The organism is Streptomyces sp. NPDC049879, assembly GCF_044461265.1.
Lineage (GTDB): Bacteria > Actinomycetota > Actinomycetes > Streptomycetales > Streptomycetaceae > Streptomyces.
The window spans coordinates 89,239-104,510 of the sequence record NZ_JBITKT010000008.1 but is presented as its reverse complement, the minus strand read 5'-3'; the positions used below and the strand labels follow the sequence as shown (position 1 = coordinate 104,510).

19 protein-coding genes are annotated in these 15,272 nt (G+C 76.2%); 14 read left to right on the top strand and 5 right to left on the bottom strand.

Annotation, left to right across the window (positions count from 1 at the left end):
• Positions 1–62: 62 nt before the first annotated feature.
• Together ACIBPC_RS25385 and ACIBPC_RS25380 are read right to left on the bottom strand one after the other, a co-directional pair.
• A complete protein-coding gene (locus ACIBPC_RS25385; protein WP_398847793.1) occupies positions 63–902 on the bottom strand; it encodes a maleylpyruvate isomerase family mycothiol-dependent enzyme in 840 nt (279 codons plus the stop codon).
• 64 nt (positions 903–966) lie between these two features.
• Positions 967–1,770, bottom strand: coding sequence for an SAM-dependent methyltransferase (locus tag ACIBPC_RS25380; protein ID WP_362967917.1), 804 nt, complete (start codon positions 1,768–1,770; stop codon positions 967–969).
• 149 nt (positions 1,771–1,919) lie between these two features.
• On the opposite strand from ACIBPC_RS25380, the gene ACIBPC_RS25375 reads away from it, so the two are divergent.
• The 5 genes from ACIBPC_RS25375 (at position 1,920) to ACIBPC_RS25355 (ending at position 4,693) form a co-directional block, all read left to right on the top strand.
• Positions 1,920–2,390 carry a nuclear transport factor 2 family protein gene (locus ACIBPC_RS25375; protein ID WP_398847791.1) on the top strand — a complete coding sequence of 157 codons (471 nt, stop codon included), beginning with the start codon at positions 1,920–1,922 and terminating at the stop codon, positions 2,388–2,390.
• Between the two features lie 65 nt (positions 2,391–2,455).
• The gene (locus ACIBPC_RS25370) at positions 2,456–3,208 is read left to right on the top strand and encodes a Clp protease N-terminal domain-containing protein (protein WP_398847789.1); all 753 of its coding nucleotides are present in this window, start codon (positions 2,456–2,458) and stop codon (positions 3,206–3,208) included.
• A 72-nt stretch (positions 3,209–3,280) separates the two neighbouring features.
• On the top strand, positions 3,281–3,577 hold the full coding sequence (locus ACIBPC_RS25365; protein WP_362967911.1) for a hypothetical protein: 297 nt from the start codon (positions 3,281–3,283) through the stop codon (positions 3,575–3,577).
• Positions 3,574–3,825 carry a hypothetical protein gene (locus tag ACIBPC_RS25360; RefSeq protein WP_398847787.1) on the top strand — a complete coding sequence of 84 codons (252 nt, stop codon included), beginning with the start codon at positions 3,574–3,576 and terminating at the stop codon, positions 3,823–3,825. Before ACIBPC_RS25365 ends, ACIBPC_RS25360 begins: the two co-directional genes overlap by 4 nt.
• 49 nt (positions 3,826–3,874) lie before the next feature.
• Complete coding sequence (locus ACIBPC_RS25355) at positions 3,875–4,693, top strand: GNAT family N-acetyltransferase (RefSeq protein ID WP_398847786.1); 819 nt, start codon at positions 3,875–3,877, stop codon at positions 4,691–4,693.
• Here ACIBPC_RS25355 and ACIBPC_RS25350 read toward each other — a convergent pair.
• Positions 4,605–5,561, bottom strand: a complete 957-nt coding sequence (locus ACIBPC_RS25350; RefSeq protein WP_398847784.1) for an oxidoreductase — start codon at positions 5,559–5,561, stop codon at positions 4,605–4,607. The genes ACIBPC_RS25355 and ACIBPC_RS25350 overlap by 89 nt on opposite strands.
• Before the next feature lie 55 nt (positions 5,562–5,616).
• Between ACIBPC_RS25350 and ACIBPC_RS25345 the strand changes: the two genes are divergently transcribed.
• A complete protein-coding gene (locus ACIBPC_RS25345) occupies positions 5,617–6,057 on the top strand; it encodes a MerR family transcriptional regulator (protein ID WP_398847783.1) in 441 nt (146 codons plus the stop codon).
• 9 nt (positions 6,058–6,066) lie between these two features.
• On the opposite strand, the gene ACIBPC_RS25340 is transcribed toward ACIBPC_RS25345, so the two are convergent.
• Positions 6,067–7,941, bottom strand: coding sequence for an NAD-binding protein (locus tag ACIBPC_RS25340; protein ID WP_362967967.1), 1,875 nt, complete (start codon positions 7,939–7,941; stop codon positions 6,067–6,069).
• 170 nt (positions 7,942–8,111) lie between these two features.
• Between ACIBPC_RS25340 and ACIBPC_RS25335 the strand changes: the two genes are divergently transcribed.
• The 7 genes from ACIBPC_RS25335 (at position 8,112) to ACIBPC_RS25305 (ending at position 14,333) form a co-directional block, all read left to right on the top strand.
• Positions 8,112–8,948 carry an NmrA family NAD(P)-binding protein gene (locus ACIBPC_RS25335; RefSeq protein WP_398847781.1) on the top strand — a complete coding sequence of 279 codons (837 nt, stop codon included), beginning with the start codon at positions 8,112–8,114 and terminating at the stop codon, positions 8,946–8,948.
• Positions 8,949–9,061: 113 nt separating this feature from the next.
• Positions 9,062–9,799, top strand: a complete 738-nt coding sequence (locus ACIBPC_RS25330) for a histidine phosphatase family protein (RefSeq protein ID WP_398848049.1) — start codon at positions 9,062–9,064, stop codon at positions 9,797–9,799.
• A 32-nt stretch (positions 9,800–9,831) separates the two neighbouring features.
• A complete protein-coding gene (locus ACIBPC_RS25325; protein ID WP_362967899.1) occupies positions 9,832–10,386 on the top strand; it encodes an RNA polymerase sigma factor in 555 nt (184 codons plus the stop codon).
• Positions 10,383–11,228, top strand: a complete 846-nt coding sequence (locus tag ACIBPC_RS25320; RefSeq protein ID WP_398847779.1) for a zf-HC2 domain-containing protein — start codon at positions 10,383–10,385, stop codon at positions 11,226–11,228. The genes ACIBPC_RS25325 and ACIBPC_RS25320 overlap by 4 nt, the downstream gene beginning before the upstream one ends.
• Positions 11,225–12,103: an ABC transporter ATP-binding protein gene (locus ACIBPC_RS25315; RefSeq protein ID WP_398847777.1), complete on the top strand. Its 879-nt coding sequence runs from the start codon at positions 11,225–11,227 to the stop codon at positions 12,101–12,103. The genes ACIBPC_RS25320 and ACIBPC_RS25315 overlap by 4 nt, the downstream gene beginning before the upstream one ends.
• Positions 12,100–13,623 carry an ABC transporter permease gene (locus ACIBPC_RS25310; RefSeq protein ID WP_398847775.1) on the top strand — a complete coding sequence of 508 codons (1,524 nt, stop codon included), beginning with the start codon at positions 12,100–12,102 and terminating at the stop codon, positions 13,621–13,623. Before ACIBPC_RS25315 ends, ACIBPC_RS25310 begins: the two co-directional genes overlap by 4 nt.
• A gap of 23 nt (positions 13,624–13,646) precedes the next feature.
• A complete protein-coding gene (locus tag ACIBPC_RS25305; RefSeq protein ID WP_398847773.1) occupies positions 13,647–14,333 on the top strand; it encodes an ABC transporter in 687 nt (228 codons plus the stop codon).
• On the opposite strand, the gene ACIBPC_RS25300 is transcribed toward ACIBPC_RS25305, so the two are convergent.
• On the bottom strand, positions 14,249–14,830 hold the full coding sequence (locus ACIBPC_RS25300; RefSeq protein WP_398847772.1) for a GNAT family N-acetyltransferase: 582 nt from the start codon (positions 14,828–14,830) through the stop codon (positions 14,249–14,251). The two genes, ACIBPC_RS25305 and ACIBPC_RS25300, sit on opposite strands and share 85 nt — an antisense overlap.
• Positions 14,831–14,999: 169 nt before the next feature.
• On the opposite strand from ACIBPC_RS25300, the gene ACIBPC_RS25295 reads away from it, so the two are divergent.
• Positions 15,000–15,260: a chaplin gene (locus tag ACIBPC_RS25295; protein WP_398847770.1), complete on the top strand. Its 261-nt coding sequence runs from the start codon at positions 15,000–15,002 to the stop codon at positions 15,258–15,260.
• Positions 15,261–15,272 lie beyond the last annotated feature (12 nt).

The following is a 15,272-nucleotide window of genomic DNA, read 5'->3' as shown; positions in this document are numbered from 1 at the left end:
ACGGCGGACCGCGTTTTCTACCGTGGCGCGGAAAAAAATCGGGACCGCCGCGCGCGGCGCCGTCAGCGGACGATCGCGACGATGCCGAGCACCGCCTCCCCGAGGGCCCGGTCGCCCCGCAGTCCGGCCGCTCGCAGGGCCTCGCCCGGTTCCACGCCGCGCGTCGCCAGGCGCCACAGCGTGTCCGCGTCGACGACGACCTCGGCGGCGGGCCGCTCCCCGCTGTCGCGCAGCTCCCACTGCTCCGGCCCCCGCACGGCGGTCCACCGCCCGCCCGCGTCGCCGGGCACGGTCACCCGCACCGCCGTCCCCGCCGCCGCGTCGAGGCCGCGCAGGGTGTGGGGCAGGGCCCGCAGGAACGTGTCGAGGACCGGCGCGAGCAGCCGCGGACCGTCCGCGCCGGGACGCAGCACCGCGTCCCGGATCTGCTGCTGGTGCGTCCAGCGCTCCGTGTACTCGCGCGCGACGTCCAGCCACGCCGGTGCCGGCGCCCCGGTGGACGCCCAGGACACGTCCACCCCGGCGGGACCGGCCATCGCGATGCCCGTCCAGTACGCGTCGGTCTGCGGGCCGAGGTGCCCGATGAGGTCCCGCAGCAGGCGCGGGCTGAACTGCCGCGCGGTGGCGACGAAGTCCCCGTTCGCCCGTGTCAGGAACGCGGGCAGCGCCTCGCCGGTCGCGGGGGCGGGGCCGCCCTCGTGCCCGTCGCGCCCGTGGGAGAGGCGGCGGACGTAGCCGTGCAGGATGTGCGCCGTCACGTTCCGCACGTCCCAGCCGGGGCAGGCCGTCGGGCGCGCCCAGTCGGCGGGCGCCAGCGCGGCGAGCAGGTCGAGGAGCGCGGCGCGTTCTTCGGGGAAGAGGGGGCGTACGTCGAGCGGCGGGCCGAGCGGTGACGGGTGCATCGGCACAGTCGAGCACAGGACGCGCGGGGCGGGCAGCCGGATTACGGCGGCCCGCCCGGCGGTGTCAGCGCTTGACGGCCACGCCGCCGAAGTCGTCGATCGGGCTGGTGAAGTCCGCGTCGAACAGCTCGGGGCGCCACAGCGCGGTGGACCCCACGCCGGGGTCGAGCAGGTCGAGTCCGTCGAAGTAGCGGGTCACCTGCTCAGGGGTGCGCAGCGTCAGCGTCGGCGAGCCGCCGCCCTCGTTCCACTGCTGCACGGCCGCGTCCATCCGGGCGCCGCGCACCGCGTTCGTGGGGTGCGACAGGGCCAGGTAGCTGCCCGCGGGCAGGGCGTCCAGCAGCTGCCTGACGATGGCGGACGCCTCGTCGGAGTCGGGCACGAACTGGAGGATGCCGAGGAGCATCAGCGCCACCGGCTGCGAGAGGTCCAGGGTGGCGGAGGCCTTCTCCAGGATGGCGTCGGGGTCGTGCACGTCGGCGTCGATGTAGTCGGTGGCGCCTTCGGGCGAACTGGTCAGCAGCGCGCGGGCGTGGGCCAGGACCAGGGGGTCGTTGTCCACGTAGACGACGCGCGTCTCGGGCGCGATCCGCTGCGCGATCTCGTGGGTGTTGTCCTCGGTGGGCAGGCCGGTGCCGATGTCGAGGAACTGGCGGATGCCCGCGTCGGCGGCCAGGAAGCGCACGGCGCGGCACAGGAAGTACCGGTTGCCGCGCGCGTTCTCCACGATCTCCGGGAAGTACTTCATGATCTGGTCGCCCATGTCGCGGTCGGCCTGGTAATGCTCCTTGCCGCCGAGCCAGTAGTTCCAGATGCGAGCCGAGTGCGGCACCGAGGAGTCGATGGCCGGTGGCTTCCGTTCAGACATGGCTCTCCCGCGTGAGGAACGCTGCCGGTCGGGGGGGAAGGTCATCATGCCACGCCGCCCGCAAGGGAGTTCGAGAAAGGGGGCGTTCGCGGTACGGCGTCGGGGGAAAGCCGTTGCGGGCGCTCCGGCGTGCCCCGTACAACGCCCGTATGACCGACGACGACATGTCCCCGCTGGACCGCCTCCTCGCCGAACGGGCCTGCGAGCGGCTGATCCTGGAGTTCGTCCACCGGCTCGACCTCGGTGAACCGGGCTCGGTGGCCGACCTGTTCACCCCCGGCGGGATCTGGGAGTGGCAGGCGGACGGCCGCCGTGTCGAGGGGCGGGAGGCGCTGCGCGCCTACTTCGCGGGCCGCCCGGCCGACCGCCTCTCCCGCCGCCTGATGACGAACGTGCTCGTCACCGTCACCTCGCCGTCCACGGCGACCGCCGTCTCGTACCTGGCCACGTACCGCGTCGACGGCTTCGACGGCCGCATGCTCCCGCCCCGGCTGCCCGCGAACGTCGGCCACTACGAGGACGAGTTCCACCGGACCGGCGGCACGTGGCTGCTCGCGCACCGGCGGACGTTCCTCCCCTTCGGCGCCTCCACGGAACGGGTCGGGCCCCCGCGCGGTTGATTCCGCCAACTTTTGCCTGTCAACCAAGGGTTGACGCTCTGTCGGTGTCAACCTAGGGTTGACGCATGACCGCGATACCGCGCCTCACCACGTCAGTGAGCCTCGACCAGCTGATCGAGGCCATCAAGCAGAGCCACTCCGGTGCCCTCGACCAGCTCTCCGGCGCCGTCGTCGCCGCCGACCACCTCGGCGAGGTGGCCGACCACCTGATCGGCCACTTCGTGGACCAGGCCAGGCGCTCGGGCGCCTCCTGGACCGACATCGGACGCAGCATGGGCGTCACCCGGCAGGCGGCGCAGAAGCGCTTCGTCCCCAGGGAGCCGAAGGACGAGGCGGGCGGCGGCGACCAGGACGGCTTCGCCCGTTTCACCACCCGCGCCAAGAACGCCGTGGTCGCCGCGCACAACGCCGCCCAGGCGGCGCACAGCGCGCGCGTCACCCACGCCCATCTGCTGGTCGGCCTGGTCGCCGACCCGGACTCGGCGTCCGCCGCCGCCCTCGCGGCCCAGGGCGTGTCCGCCGACGCGGTACGGGAGGCCGCCACCCCCGCGTTCCCCGCTCCCGACCCCGGCGCCCCCGCGATGGTGCCCTTCGACGCGGGCGCCAAGAAGACACTGGAACTGACGACCCGCCAGGCACTCAGGCAAGGCGACGAACGCGTCGGCACGCATCATCTCCTGCTGGCCGCCCTTGAGTTCGAGGACGGCGCGGGCCCGCTCACCGGACTCGGCGTCACCACCGCCGGAGTCGCGGCACACCTCACCGCGGCGGGTCCAGACGCCGACGGCCCCGAGGAGCCGGAGCCCGCCACGTCTTGAGGCCGCGACACCTTCTGCGGAAGGATGCGGGCAGACGGGATCCGCGGGGGGCGCGGCACGGAAGGGCGGCGGATGGGCGAGACGTCGGAGGCGACCTGGGTCACCTATGTGGGGGACGGCATGGTCGAGTTGCCCTCCACCATCGACGGCATCCGCGCCGCGCTCCCCGCGCAGCGGCGCCACGAGTTCGACGCCGTGGTGGGCAGCACCCCGGGCGACCGGCTCCACCGGGTCCTGGCCCACTGGGCGCTGGAGACGCATCCGCAGGCGGTCGCGGAGGTCCAGGAGGAGTTCGCACGCCTGGAGATCGGCGACCTCTCCGGCTGCGTGCCCCTGGACGACCGCGACCGCGGGTCCGGCGCCGCGTGAGCGGTTACCGGGTGCAGTTCGCCCCGCTGGCCGACGAGGCGCGCCGCGCCCTGTCGGCGCCCGCCCGCACGCTCTTCGAGTCCGAGATGAGCGCCACCCTCGGCCGCGACCCCTACGGCCACGGCTCCTGCCCGGTCGGGAAGGAACGCGACCGCAGGGAGGCGACCGTCGCCGGCGCCTTCGTCGTCTACTACGTCTCGCACCCGGTCATGGTGGTCACGGCCGTCAAGATCGTCGCGCGGCCCTGAGCCGGAAACCCGCGCGCGCGGCGGCGGGCCCACGCGCCATGATCGGGCGATGGAAGCAACCGCCCTGCCCGCCGCCCGCCGCCTGTGGACCGCACTGGCCGCCCCCGCACCGCCGTTCCCCACCGCACCGGGCGGGCGCGCCGTGGCCGTCTCGCCGGACTCCCGCCTCGCACCACCCGGTTGGGCGGGCATCGTCGTCCTCGCCGACACGGCCTTGATCACCGTGCCCGACGAGGACACCGCCACGGCGGTCCGCCGCGCCCTGCCCGCCCTCCCCGGCGCCGCGCTCACCGACCCCGACGCCGTACGGGCCGCGCTTCCGGTGGACGACGTCCTCGGCCCCGCCGCGCTGGCCTACGCGCCACCCACCGGCTTCCGGCCGGACCCGGACGCGGCGGCCGGGACGGTGCCGCCGGACGACCCGGGGCTCGCCCGGCTGCTGGCCGAGTCCGGCGCCGACGACGCGGGCGAGAGCGGGCTCGACGAGGTGACGTCCCCCGTCTCCGTGCTGCGGGACGGCCCCCGCATCGTCGCGGCGGCGGGCCACTCGATCTGGCCCGCCGGCACAGCCCACGTGTCGGTGCTCGTCGCCCCGGACGCCCGCCGCCGTGGCCTCGCCCGCCGGGTCGGCTCCGCCGCCGTCTCCCGGGCCCTGGCCGACGGCCTGCTGCCCCAGTGGCGCGCCAGGCCCGAGGCGTCCCGCCGCGTCGCGCGCGCCCTGGGCCTCCACGAACTGGGGAGCCAGCTGAGCGTCCGGCTCGCCCCTGCGGCCCCCCGCCTCACGGACGCCAGGCGTCCACGCCCGTCAGCCCCGCCGACAGCGCCCACAGGCGCGCCGCCGCCTCCCGGTCCCGCACCCACGGCTTGACCCCGCCCACCAGCATGTCGTCGCTCTCCGCCGGACGCGCGAGCCCGCAGTCCTGGCAGTACGCGCCGCCGTGCCCGTCGAGCAGCGGCGACGTGGCCGCCCACACGGCCGTCGCCGCGCCCTGCTCCGGCGACTTGAACCCGTCGGCGGGCGTGCCGTCCGGCGTCATCCAGCCGAGCGCGATCTGCTCGTCCCGGGGGATGTGCCGCTGGAGGGGCGTCAGGATGCTGCCCGGGTGGACGGCGTACGCGTGCAGGCCGTCCGCCGCGCCCAGCGTGTCGAGGTGCAGCGCGAACAGCGCGTTCGCCGTCTTGGACTGGCCGTAGGCGGCCCACCGGTCGTAGCCGTCGCGGAAGTGCGGGTCGTCCCAGCGGATGCGCGAGAGGAAGTGGCCGGAGGACGCCACCGACACCACCCGCGCGCGCCCCGGGGCCAGCGCGGGCCGCAGGCCGCCGACCAGGGCGAAGTGCCCCAGGTGGTTGACCGCGAAGTGCGCCTCCCAGCCGGGCCCGACCCGCGTCTCGGGGCAGGCCATGACGCCCGCGCCGTTCACCACGATGTCGAGGATCCGCCCCGAGGCCACGAACGCGTCCGTGAAGGCCCGCACGCTCCCCAGGTCCGCGAGGTCCATCCCCGCCACCTCGGTCCCGGCGATCCCCGCCAGCGCCACCGCCGCCGCGTCCGGCCGCCTGGCCGGGACGACGACGCGTGCCCCCGCGCCCGCCAGGGCCCGTACCGTCTCCAGGCCAAGACCCGAGGCGCCGCCCGTCACGAGCGCGGTCCGCCCGGTCAGGTCGATCCCGGCGAGCACCTCGGCCGCCGTGCTCCACGCGCCGAATCCCGTCTTCACATGTGTGTCCGTCGTCATGGCGCGGACCGTAGGAGCTGGACCGCACGCGAGGTCAAGCGCCTACCATCGCCGCATGACCAGGCACGGCGAACGGCTGTCCATCGGGCAGGTCGCGGAGGAGACGGCGCTCAGCGTCCACGCCCTGCGCTTCTTCGAGCGGGAGGGCCTCTTCCTGCACCCGGTCGCCCGCACGAGCGGCGGGCAGCGCGTCTACGGGCGGGCCGACGTCGAGTGGCTCCAGCTGTGCAACCGGCTGCGCGAGTCGGGCATGCCGATCGCCGTCATCAGGGAGTTCGCCGGACTCGTGCGCTCGGGCCCGGGGAACGAGGAGGCGCGCCTGGCCCTGCTGCGCGCGCACGAGAGGGAGGTCGAGGCGCGGATGGCCGGACTCGCCGCGCACCTGGAGATCATCCGCGGCAAGGTCGCCACGTACGAGCGGCACGTGCGCGAGGGCACCGCCGCCGGGGTCTGGGCCCCGGGGGACCGGGCGGGGCAGGTTACCGACCCGGCCTGACGCCCCCGGTCAGCGGCGGCCGAGCAGCTCCGCGAACCCCTGCCGGGTCGCCGCCAGCACCACGCGGTCCTCGGCTCGCAGCACGTACCCCGGGTGCAGGTCCCACAGCAGCCCGGCCGTCCGCGACGCGGCCAGGTCGGGCCGCCGCTCGTCCGGCGACGCGGTGTCGAGCGCGATGATGCGCCAGGAGCCCGGCCTGTTGACCTCCGCGACCGTCCGCCCGCGGAAGCGCGGCTGCCCCGCCACCTCGATCGCCGCGAACAGCAGCACCGTCCGCTCGACCGGTACCGCCCCCAGCACATGGCGCCCCATCATCGCGCCCGCGAACGCCGGGGCCGCCAGCGTGGACACGCTCCTGCTGCGGGTGAGGGCGTCCGGGTGCGCGGCGCGCAGGGTGCGGTAGACGGCCGTCGCGAAGTCGTCGTCGTAGAGCCGCAGCACCACGCCCAGGTCCGGCGCCACGGTCCGCGCGTACAGCGCCGCCTCCAGATTGGTGGCGTCCGAGCTGGTCAGCGACAGCAGGGCGCGGGCGCGGTGGATCTTCGCCGACTCCAGCGGCCCCTCCTGCGTCGCGTCGCCAAGCACCACGGGGACGCGCAGCCGCCTCGCCAGCGGAATGCCCCGCGCCTCCGGGTCCTCCTCCACGCAGACCACCGGTATGTCGAGGCTTCGCAGTTGCTCCAGCACACGTGTGCCGATCTTCCCCAGCCCCAGCAGCACCACATGCCCCGACAGGCCGCGCGGCGGCCGCCGCAGCGCGGACGCCCCCCGGAACGCGCCCAGCGCCTGGAGCCCGGCGGCCACCAGGATCGGCAGCAGCGCGAGCCCCGCCAGCCCGGACACCAGCTGGAGGATCTGCCGCGGCACGGGCTCCTCCGTCGCGGGGTCCCCGATCGCGAACAGGTCCAGCAGCGTCAGGTACGCGGCGTGCAGCGGATGGTCCCCCGTCGACCACGACAGCGCGACGGCCAGCGCCACCACCGACGTGGCGATCCCGCCGACCGCCCACAGCAGCTTGGAGGGCACGACGTCCCGCAGCGCGGCGGCGCGCCCCGTCCGGCGCAGCTTCGGCGGGGCCGGCGCGCGCGTGATCGCCTCCAGCACGACCGTGCGCCGCCCGGCCGCCGCCTCCACCGTCGCGTCGTCGGGCAGCAGCAGGGGGTCGCGCGGGCCGCCGCCGTCCGTGCCCTCGGCGCCCCCCGGGTCGTCGGCCGTGGACGACAGCAGGGCCAGCGTGCACAGCCCGGGGCGCGCCTGCTCGCCGCTGCTCGGCGGCGTGCGCTCGACCGCGTGCAGGAGCAGCCCGTCCGCCTGGACGACCTTGCGGGTGCCGACGACCGCCGCGCCCGCGAGGGCGGGCGCGGCCGTGTCCGCGTCGGACAGCACGGTGGTCGTCGCGTCCACGACCGCCGCGCCGCCCGGCGCCTCCGCCGCCACGGCCGCCGCCTGGTCCAGCAGGTCGGACAGGTGCTGGCCGAGCTTGCGGTTGTACAGCCGGATCACCAGCCGCAGGCGGGGGTTGAGCCTGCGGGCGGCGAGCGCGACACGGATGTTGGTCACGTCGTCGTCGTAGACCACCGCCAGCGCGGCGGCCCCCTGCGCGCCCGCCTGCCGCAGCACGTCCTCCGTCGCCTCGGCCGCCTCGATCTCCCTGATGGGGATCGGTATGAAGCCCGACTGGCTCGGCACGGGCGGCAGCGGCGCCGTCCGGCCGCGCGGCGTGACGCGGCCGAGCAGCGCGGAGATCCGCGTACGGCTCGACGCCGCCGGTACGCCCCCGGGCGCGGGGGCGGGCGGCGCGACGAGCGTGACGCGCTCCCGGTACACCTGGTGCAGTTCAGAGGCGAGCCTGGCCGCCAGCACGTCGTCACCGCACACGATCATGTGCCCGGCGACGGGGCCCCTCTGCACCTGACTGGTAATCAAGGACACGTGTTCTAGACGCCGCCGGGCCGCCCCGGGGTTCCCGCCGTGCCGGGCGCCGAGACGTTCGCTTATGCGCCCGAGAGCAACGGCCATGGCCCACCGCCGGGCGTCCACGGTTTGCTGAAGGCATGACGAACACCGAGCACGCACAGCACACCGAGAAGCCCATCCTCGTCGTCGGCGGCACCGGCAAGACCGGACGCCGCGTCGCCTCCCGCCTGGCCGACCGCGGCCTGCCCGTCCGCATCGGCTCCCGCGGAGGCCTGCCGCCGTTCGACTGGGAGAAGCCGGAGACCTGGCCCGCCGTCCTGGAGGGCGTCGGCGCCGTCTACGTCACCTACTACCCCGACCTCGCCTTCCCCGGCGCCGACGAGGCCGTGGGCGCCTTCGCCGAGGCGGCCGTCGCGGCGGGCGCGCGGCGCCTCGTCCTGCTGTCCGGGCGGGGCGAGGAGGGCGCGGTGCGCAGCGAGGAGCGGCTGAAGCAGTCCGGCGCCGACTGGACGGTCGTGCGGGCCAACTGGTTCGCGCAGAACTTCAGCGAGAGCTTCTTCCGCGACCCCGTGCTGGCGGGCGAGCTGGCGCTGCCGGTCGGCGACGCCGTGGAGCCGTTCGTGGACGCCGACGACATCGCCGACGTCGTGGTCGCCGCGCTCACCGACCCCCGGCACACCGGCCGCACGTACGAGCTGTCCGGGCCCGAGCTGCTCGGCTTCCACGACGTCGCGGCGCAGCTGTCCGCGGCCATCGGCCGGACCGTCACCTACATCCCGGTGACCGACGCGGAGTACCGCGCCGCGCTCGCGGAGCACGGGCTGCCCGGCGAGTTCGCCGACCTCTTCGCCCTCATCACGGACGGCAGGAACGCGTCCGTCGTCCACGGTGTCGAGGAGGCGCTCGGCCGCCCCCCGCGCTCGTTCGCCGCGTACACCAGGGACGCCGCCGCGGCGGGCGCGTGGAAGGACTGACGCCCGGCGCCGGGGCGGCGGTGAGAGCATGACGCCTTGTGGCGCACAGAGCGAATGAGCCGGAAGAGCCGGTAGAGCCGGAAGAAGCGGACGTCCCCGGCACGGCGGCGCCGCTGCCCGTGCCGCACCGCCTCGCGGAGCTGACCGCGATCCGGCACGGCCGCAGCGAGGCCAACGCCGTGTTCGAACGGGCCAAGGCCGACGGTGTCACCGACGCCGTGCTCGACGGCGGCGACGGCGACGTGCCGCTCGCCGCCGCGGGCGTCGCCCAGGCGGCGGCGCTCGGCGCCTGGCTCGCCGGACTCGGCACCGGCGGCGGCCCCGACCTCGTGCTCTGCTCGCCGTACCGCCGCGCCCGGGACACCTGGGCGCTGATGCGCCGCGAGGCCGCCCGCCTCGGCCGCGCCCCCGGCGCGCCCCTCCTGCTCGACGAGCGGCTGCGCGACCGGGAGATGGGCGTCTTCGAACTGCACACCCCGGCCGCCATCCGCTCCCGCGCCCCCGCCGAGGCCGCCCGCAGGGAACGCCTCGGCGACTGGCTCTACCGCCCGCCGGGCGGCGAATCCCTCGCCGACGTCGCCCTGCGCGTCCGCGGCCTCCTCGCCGAACTCGACGCCGCCGCACCGGGACAGCGCGTCCTGATCGTCGCGCACGACGCCGTGGTCGTCGGCCTGCGCTACGCCATCGACGGCATCGGCGCCTCCGTACCGCCCGGCGGGGTGGCCATCGTCCCCAACGCCTCCGTCTCCCGCTGGACCGGCGACGGATCGCACCTGCGGCTCGCGCAGTTCGGCGACACCGCCCACCTGGACACGACACACGCCCCGCAGGACGGTCCACGCCCGGCGTGAACCGTTCGGACCCTCTCGTGCGATCCCCGGACGTGACAGACAAGAACCACCCGCCCCCGGGCGACGACGGAGCGCTGCTGCGCGCCGCCGCGGAAGGGGACCGCGGCGCCTTCGAGGAGGTCTACCGCCGCCACGCGCCCTGGCTCGCCGCACGCCTGCGCAGCCGCTGCGCCGACCCGGCACGCGTGGACGACATCGTGCAGGAGACGTTCCTCGCCCTCTGGCGCGGCACGGCACGCTACCGGCACGACGGCGACCCCGCCGCCTGGCTGTGGCGCATCGCCGCCCGCCGCCTCGTCGACAGCCTGCGCGGCGACGGGGCCCGCGGCCGCCTGCGGCAGGCACTCCACCGGCTGCGGCACCGCGACGCGGCGTCCGCCGAGGAACTCGTCCTGGCCCGCGTCGAGCACGGCGACCTCGCCGGATCGCTCGCCCGCCTCTCCCCGGAACTGCGCGCCGTCCTCCAGGCGACCGTCGTCGACGGCCTGACCACCCGCGAGGCCGCCGCCCTCCTCGGCATACCGCCCGGCACCGTCAAGACCCGCGCCCTGCGCGCCCGCAGGCAGCTCAGGGAGGAGCTCACATGACGTGGCACGCGACACCCGACGACCTCAGGGACTACGCGGCGGGCACCCTGCACGCCCCCCGCCTGTGGTCCGTGGACACCCACCTCACGACCTGCGCGCCCTGCCGCGCCGCCCTCGCCGGGGCCACCGACCCCGCCGTCACGGACAGGGGCTGGGCCTGCCTCGACGCCGAACTGGACGCCCCCCGCCCGGGACCCGCCGAATCCGCGCTGGTGCGCTGCGGTGTCCCCGAGCACACCGCCCGGCTCCTCGCCGCCACCCCCGTGATGCGCCGCTCCTGGCTGGCCGCCGTCGCGCTGACGCTGGTCCTCGCCGCCGCCGTGGGCCAGGCGGGCACGCCGCTGCTGCTCCTGGCGACGGCGCCGCTGCTGCCGCTCGCCGGGGTCGCCGTCTCGTTCGGCCCCCGGATCGACCCGCTGTACGAGACGGCGGTGGTCGCGCCGCTGCACACGTTCCGGCTGCTGCTGATCCGCGCTGTGGCCGTGCTGCTCACCACCGTCCCGGCGGCGCTGCTGGCGAGCCTCGCGGTGCCGTCGGCGGCGCTGGTCACCGCCGGGTGGCTCCCGGCCGCGCTGGCGCTGATGTCGCTCGGGCTGCTGCTGATGCCCCGGCTCGGCCCGGTGGCGGCGCCCGCCGTCGTCGGTGCGGCCTGGGTGGCCGCCCTGGTGGCCGGGCGCCTCCTCGCCGAGGGCGACCCGTTCCCCCTCACGGCGGCAGGACAGCTCACCGGCGCCGCGGCGGCGCTGGCCGCCACGGGCGCGCTCGTGGCCGCCCGCGACCGCTTCGACGGCGCGGGCCGGCCCGTGCCCCACCTCCGACCCAGGGCCGGGAGGCTCCCATGACCGCCGCCACACCCATCGCTGTCTCCGCCGCCGTCTCCGCGGCAGGGCTGACCGTCGCCCACCGGCGCAGGACCGTCCTGGACGACGTGTCCCTGCGGCTCGGCCCCGGCGTCACCGGCCTCCTCGGGCCCAACGGCGCGGGCAAGACGACGCTCCTGCGCGTCCTTGCCACCGCGGCGGCACCCGACCGGGGCACGGTCAGCATCCTGGGCCACGACCCCGCCACCCCGCACGGCCGCACGGAGGCGCGCCGCGTCCTCGGCTACCTCCCGCAGAACCCGGGCTTCCACCTGTCGTTCACCGCCTTCGAGTTCGTGGACTACGTCGCCATCCTCAAGGAGCACACCGACCGGCGCGCCCGGCACGCGGAGGTCAGGCGCGTCCTCGACGCGGTGGGCCTCGGCGACGTGCGGGGCAGGCGCATCCGCGCGCTGTCCGGCGGCATGCGGCAGCGCGTGGCCCTGGCCGCCGCGCTCGTCGGGGACCCGGGATTCCTCGTCCTGGACGAGCCCACCGTCGGCCTCGACCCGGAGAAGCGCATGCGCTTCCGTGAACTGACCGCCGAGGCGGGCGAGTCGCGGACCGTGCTCCTGTCCACCCACCAGACGGAGGACGTCGCGATGCTCTGCCACCGCGTGATCGTCCTGGGCGCCGGGCGCGTCCTCTTCGACGGCCCGCCTGACGACCTGCGGCAACGCGCCGCCGGACGGGTCTGGACCGGCGGCGACCGCGCCCCTGGCGCGCTGGCCGGATGGCGCACCGGCGTCGGCACCTACCGCAACCTCGGCGACCCCCCGCCCGGCGCGTCCCCCGCCGAACCCACCCTGGAGGACGGCTACCTGCTGACCCTGCACAGTCAGGAGGTCCCCGCGTGACGCTCCTCGCCCGCCGCCCGGCACCCGTACCGCACACGCCGTCCGCCCCGCACCGGCCGTACGGCCCCGTGCTCGCCCTCGCCGCCGTCGAGGCACGCCGGCTCCTGCGCCACCCGCTCGTACTCCTCGCCCTCACCGGGCACGTGGCCCTGCTTCTGCGCCGGGCCCTGACCGGCAGCGACTACCCGGTGCTCCAAGTGACCGACCGGGAGACCCAGTACGGGCCCACGCTGATCGGGCTCGCCGTGCTGCTCGCCGCCAACGCGGCCGTCGCCCGCTCCCGGCGCCACGGCACGGACGCCCAGTTCGGCGTCCTCGTCCTGCCCGTGTGGCGGCGCACGGCGGCGCATCTGCTGTCCGTGCTCCCGGCGGCCCTCGTCGTCGCGGCGCTGGTCGCGGGGGAGTTCGCGCGGGAGGCGCTGCGGCCGGGGGCGGTGGGGCACGCCTCGGTCGCCGAACTGGCCACGGGACCGGCGGTCGTCGCGCTGCTCGGGGTGACGGGGGTGGCGCTCGGACGGGCGGTCCGCTCCCCACTGGCGGCGCCCCTCGCCGTGGTCGGCGTCCTGGCCCTGCTGCTGGGCCTGGCGACCGCGTCGGGCGGCGGGCGCTGGCTGGCGCCGATCGCCTTCGACGAGGGCACGGGTGCGCTGCCCTCGGAGCTGGTCGGACGCCCCGCGGGCTGGCACGTGCTGTACCTCGCCGGGCTCGCCACGGTGCTGGGCGCGGTGGTGGTCCGCGTCGGCGGCGGGCGGACCCGGCTGGTCACCGCCGTGGCCGCAGTGGCTTCGGCGGCCACGCTGGCGGGCTGTGCGGGACAGGTCATGGGGCCGGACGACGGCCTCGTCGCGGCGCGGGAGCGCGCGGCGCACGACCCGGCCGACCAGCAGGAATGCGTCGGGCGCGGGCCGGTGACGTACTGCGCGTTCCCCGAGTTCCTGCCCTGGACGGACGAGTGGGCCGGGGTGGTCGAGCAGGTTTTCGCCGAGTCGGGAACTCCGTTGGGCGACCACCCGTTCACGGTACGTCAGCGGATTGCCGGGGAAGTCGGGACCGGATCGTCCGGGGGAGAGGAACCGGCGGTGTCGCCCGGGGAGGTCACGGTCGGCACCGCGTGGGGCGGCGTACGCGACCTGGAATTCGCCGCGGGAGTGGCACGGGAGGTGGTGGTCCGCAACGGGACGACGGCCGGGGTGTACTGCGACGCGCGCGCCGTCGTGATCGCCTGGCTGGCCGTCAGCGCGGTGCCGGACGGTCCGGCACGGTTCGAGAGCAGCCAAGAGCGGCAGTTCGGGGGAGGGGCGGTCCTCCAGGCGCCGGGAGCGGCCGTTCCGCTCCGGGACAGGGAGACCGCCGTCGTCAGGGCGCTGTTCGACCTGCCGGCGGACGGGGTCGGCGAACGCGTCAGGGCGCACTGGGCCGAACTGACGGCCCCTGGCGCCTCCACCGACGACGCGGCACGCCTGCTCGGTGTCCCCGCGCCCGCCGAGACGGACGCCGACCGCGAGTGGGCGTGCGTATGAGGACCGTGGCGACAGGACACCGTGTGCCCACTGTCCGGGGGCTCCTGCGGGCCGAGGCGCGGTGCCTCCCGTGGCGGCTGTTCGCCGCCGCCGGGGGGCTCGGCCTGGCGCTCGCGGTGGCGGCGCCCCTGCTCACGGACGCGGCGGGGACGCGCCTGGCGCTGCTGCGGATCGCCGCGCTGTGCGAGGCCGTCGGCGCGGCGTTCGTCCTGGACGACCCGGCGCGGCACACGGCGCGGACCCTCCCCGTGGGCCGTACCGTGCGGCAGGCGGTCAGGCTCGCCGCCGTGCTGCCCTGCGCGGCCCTGTGGTGGGCGGCGTGCGCCGCCGCCGGACGTGCCGCGCATCCGGTGGCGCTGTCGGTGGAGGCCGCCGCGCTCGTCGCGCTCGCCGTCGTCCTCGCGGCGGGCGGCGTACGGTTCAGCGGCGCGGAGGAGCCCGGCACCGCTGCCGCGGGTCTCCTGCTCGCCCTGTTCACGGTCGCCATGCTGCTGCCCGAGGGCCGCACGCCGTTCGTCGGGCCGGAGGACCCGCGCTGGACCGCGGTCCACCGGGGCTGGGCGGTCCTGCTGGTCGCGGCGACGGCGGCCTGGCCCGCGCTCGCGCGGGAGCCCCTCAGGTCCGCTCACCAACCCCGGCGTCTGACGTGCAGATGGCCGTCCCGCGGAAAGTCGGGAGGTGACGCGGGCAGGACGGCGTCCAGCGCGTAGCCGCACTTCGCGGCGACGGCGCACGATCCGGCGTTGTCCTCCTGGTGCAGCAGCTCCAGGCGGCTGAGCCCGTCCTGGCCGAACGTCGCGAACGCCCAGTCGGTCAGCGCCCCGACCGCGCGGGTGGCCACTCCCAGCCCCCGCGCGGCGGGCGCCGTCCAGTACCCGACCTCGGCCGAACGCCCGCCGCGCACCGCGCCCTTGAGCACCACGTTGCCGAGCACGCGGTCACCGCCGTCCCCGGCGCCCGGCACCCGGCCGACCACCGCGAAGGCCAGCCGTCCGCCGTCCGCCCAGCCCTGCCGCTGCTCCGCCACCCACCGGGCGGCGCCAGGCCCGTCGTCCACCCGCGAGACCAGCCAGCGGCGCATCGCCGGGTCCCCGAACGCGTCCAGCACGGCGGGCGCGTCCGCCGCCTCCCACGGTCTGAGCAGCAAGGCGGGCACGGAAGGCGCGCCCGGCGGCGCGTCCACGTGCAGCACGACGGAGCGTTCCATGCACCGATGCTAGCCGGGCACCGGCGCGGCCCGGGGGCGTGGCCGGACCCGCCCTGCCACGCCCCCGGACGGCCCAATGCCCGCCGCGGCACGCCCTCCAGGGGTCAGATGAACCCCGGATGACCCCGGTCACCCACCCTGATCTCCCACGGCAAGGAGCCCCTTTCCCATGCGTATCCGCACCGCCTTCACCGCTGCCGCACTCTCCGCCGTCGCCGTCCTGGGCACGGCCCTCCCCGCCGCCGCCGACGCGGACGCCCACGGCGTGGCCGCCGGTTCGCCCGGCGTGCTCTCGGGCAACGTCGTCCAGATCCCGGTCAGCGTCCCGATCAACGTCTGCGGCAACAGCATCAACATCATCGCCCTCCTCAACCCGGCCGCGGGCAACGTCTGCATCAACGACGTGGACCACCACGGCAAGAAGAAGTAACGCCCCGCTCCT